The sequence below is a fragment of the Pseudomonas putida genome, assembly GCF_028682635.1.
Classification (GTDB): domain Bacteria; phylum Pseudomonadota; class Gammaproteobacteria; order Pseudomonadales; family Pseudomonadaceae; genus Aquipseudomonas; species Aquipseudomonas putida_AE.
On record NZ_JANHLK010000062.1, the window covers coordinates 1 to 3,231 of the forward strand.

At 58.5% G+C, this 3,231-nt stretch carries 2 protein-coding genes; both read left to right on the top strand.

The window, feature by feature from the left end; genetic code table 11:
* The coding region (locus NPS56_RS30820; protein ID WP_274078148.1) for a DUF2345 domain-containing protein at positions 1-1,267 on the top strand (1,267 nt) is incomplete at its 5' end.
* On the top strand, positions 1,264-3,081 hold the full coding sequence (locus NPS56_RS30825) for a phospholipase D-like domain-containing protein (protein WP_274078149.1): 1,818 nt from the start codon (positions 1,264-1,266) through the stop codon (positions 3,079-3,081). The genes NPS56_RS30820 and NPS56_RS30825, both read left to right, overlap by 4 nt.
* Positions 3,082-3,231 lie beyond the last annotated feature (150 nt).

Consider the following 3,231-nt stretch of genomic DNA (forward strand, 5'->3'; position numbering starts at 1 on the left):
TCCGGACCACGTGACCTTGCGCAACTACAAGCGCAACGTGCTGCGCACTCCGGCGAACAACAAACTGCGCATGGAGGACAACCGCGGGGAAGAGCACGTCAAGCTCAGTACTGAGCACAGTGGCAAGAGTCAGTTGAATCTGGGGCATCTGGTGGATGCCAAGAAACAGAAGCGTGGCGAAGGATTTGAGTTGCGCACGGATGGGCACGGCGCCATCCGGGCAGGCAAAGGCTTGTTCATCAGTGCTGACCTGCAGCCCAAAGCCCAGGGCGAGGTGCTGGAAATGGCCGCGGCACTGGGCCGCTTGCAACAGGCTGGCGAGCAACTGCAAGGCTTGTCCAGCGCCGCCCAGGCGGCGCACGCCGATCCCGCCGATGTGCAGGCCCAATTGTCACTGCTGCATGAGCAACTCGACGAACTCGAGGCTCAGGTGATCCTGCTCAGCGCGCCCCAAGGCATCGCCTTGAGCAGTGGCGAGCACCTGCAACTGGCGGCGCAGGACAACCTGATGCTCAACGCCGGCGGCGAAGCCGACATCAGCGTGGTCAAGCGCCTGTTCATGGGTGTGGGCCAGGGATTTAGCCTGTTTGTGCGCAAACTGGGGATCAAGCTGTTTGCCAACCAGGGACCGATCTCAGTGCAGGCGCAGAACGACTCCCTGGAACTGCTCGCTCGCCACGGGCTGTCGATTACCAGCACCGAAGACGAAATCCATATCACCGCGAAAAAGAAAATCGCGCTCAATGGCGGGGGCAGCTATCTCAGCCTCGATGCAGGCGGCATTGAATCGGGGACGGCGGGCGACCACAAGCTCAAGGCCGCGCACTTCGCCTTTAGCGGCCCGGCCAGCATGACCGCCGCCCATCCGGATTATCCGCAAAGCCTGTCCAAACAAGTTCTGCGACTCAATGTGCCGCAAACCCCAAACGCTTCCAGCGAAGGCTGGGCAGGCATGCCCTACACCCTGTACGCCGACGGCGCGGTACTCAAGCGAGGTGTGTTGGACAAGACCGGGCAACTGTTGATTGACCACCAGGTTGTTACTCAAACCTATCGGCTGGTGATGGCCAACGGAGTTGCCTATCAGCTTCCCGTTCCCACCGACTACCGCAATCCCGAACAGGCGCACTTGGCCAATCGCGGCTTGCAAAACCACCCCTCGCGAACCAATGCCGAGGTGAGTGAGCCCACCTCGCACACCGATCATCGGGCCCTGTACGCCGCGGTGATGGAAGGAATCAAAGATCAGGAAGGGAAAACACCATGAGGCCAACCGACATCGTTACCCCGGTCGCTCTTCAGCACACCCAAGAGGCCACCTGCTGTTCGCCCTGGTATGTGTGCAATACCGAGTATCACCCCGCGATGGCTACCTATAAGCCATTGGTCAACGGCGAAGAGACATTCAAGGCTGTTCATCTTGCCATCGCCCAAGCCACGAAAACGGTCGACATCATCTGCTGGGGTTTTCAGCCGTCGATGTTTTTCATACGCGATGGCAATGCACCATGCATCGGTGAACTGCTCAAGGCCAAGGCTCGGGAAGGCGTCAAGGTGCGGATATTGGGCTGGGAGATATTGTTTAACAGCGCGGGTTGGGCGGGTGAAGCCAATCTACCCGGGAAAGGCCCGTACCGAATCTACAACCGCGCGATGCAACCTTCCACGGATAACCAATATGCCTATGATCGGCAGTGGTTTGCCGATTGCGCAGTCGCCGACCTCGAGGCTGCCCAACGAAGTACGAATGGCCTGCCGCTGTTTGTCAGTCGCGGCTTCAGTTGGAAAGAGCGAGCTGAAATTTCCCACTGGGTGAAATATGAAAGTCTCGACCCACAGATCAGCGCCAATATGCGACAAGCGTTGCGGTTTACAGCGTCACACCACCAAAAGACGGTGCTGGTCGATTATGAGCTGCCAGACCGTGCCATCGGTTTCGTCATGGGCCACAACATGCTCGACGAGTACTGGGACACTGACAGGCATACCGCGCTAAATCGATCCAGGAACAGCAAGCCCAGACCCGACCACGGCCCGCGTGGTGATACGCCACGTCAGGATATTTCCAGTCAGGTCAGCGGGCCGATTCTCGAACACCTGCACCACAACTTCGCCAGCGCCTGGCGCAAGGAAACCGGCGAGGACCTGCTCGCTCTACGGCAAGCCAAGCAGGTGGGGCCACAACTTCAATGCTTGCCCGGCGCCACCCGGCAGTTGGCTCAACTGCTGCGCACCCAACCCCAGGAAGGCAAGCGGGATATCGAAAAGCTTTACCTGCAAGCCGTCAACAACGCGACCCAATTTATCTACATCGAGAACCAGTATTTCCGCTGGCCTCCCCTGGCTAACCTGATCAAGGACGTCGCCGCCAGCCAGGCCAGAGCAGGACGTGATCCTGTGGAGCATGGCAGCCTGCATCTGTTCGTTGTCACCAATGACACAGAACAAGGCCTTGGCCCTGGCGCAGTCAATACCCAACGCATGCTCGAAAGCCTCGGGCGCGCCGACACCATTCCCCAAGTCACGAAGTTACAACGCATTGAAAAGGTCAAAGCCGACGCACCACCCCGGCCACGGCCCGAGCCAAGCGATCGCGTCGGGCATCAGGAGCTTGCCCAGTGGCAGGAAAAACTCGACTGGCACATCCGGCAAATCAAGGACAGCACCCTTGTTCCGGAGAACATTCCCAACCTGAAAGTTCACGTGTGCTCGTTGGTCGCCAACGACCTGAAGGCGGGCGACAAATGGATGCCGGTGTACATCCACTCCAAGCTGATGATCGTCAACGACGTGTTCACCACCCACGGCTCGGCCAACATCAACACTCGCAGCATGCAGGTGGACAGCGAGCTGAACATTGCCCATGAGTGGGCGAGCGTGACCCAGGCGCTGCGGCGGCGGTTGTGGGATATGCATACGAATGGGATGGGGGCGCAGGATGATGCGGTACTAGCATTCGAGGCTTGGCAGGACATCGTCAAGGAAAACAAAAAACGTCAAGAAGACAAATGCTCCCCCGTGCCCTATGCCCCGCTCGTTGAGTTTTATTGCGACAAAGCCACCCTGAAGAATCTCGACTGATGTGCCGAGTGCTCTTGCTGTTGTGCTTGCTGCTGGTTGCTTGTGACAGCCGCAGCACCTTTACCTATATGAAGAAGGACCCTCATGTGAACCCACTCACCGACATCAAGGCCAATTTCGCCTTTACCTGCGCCCACGAAAAAATTCCTG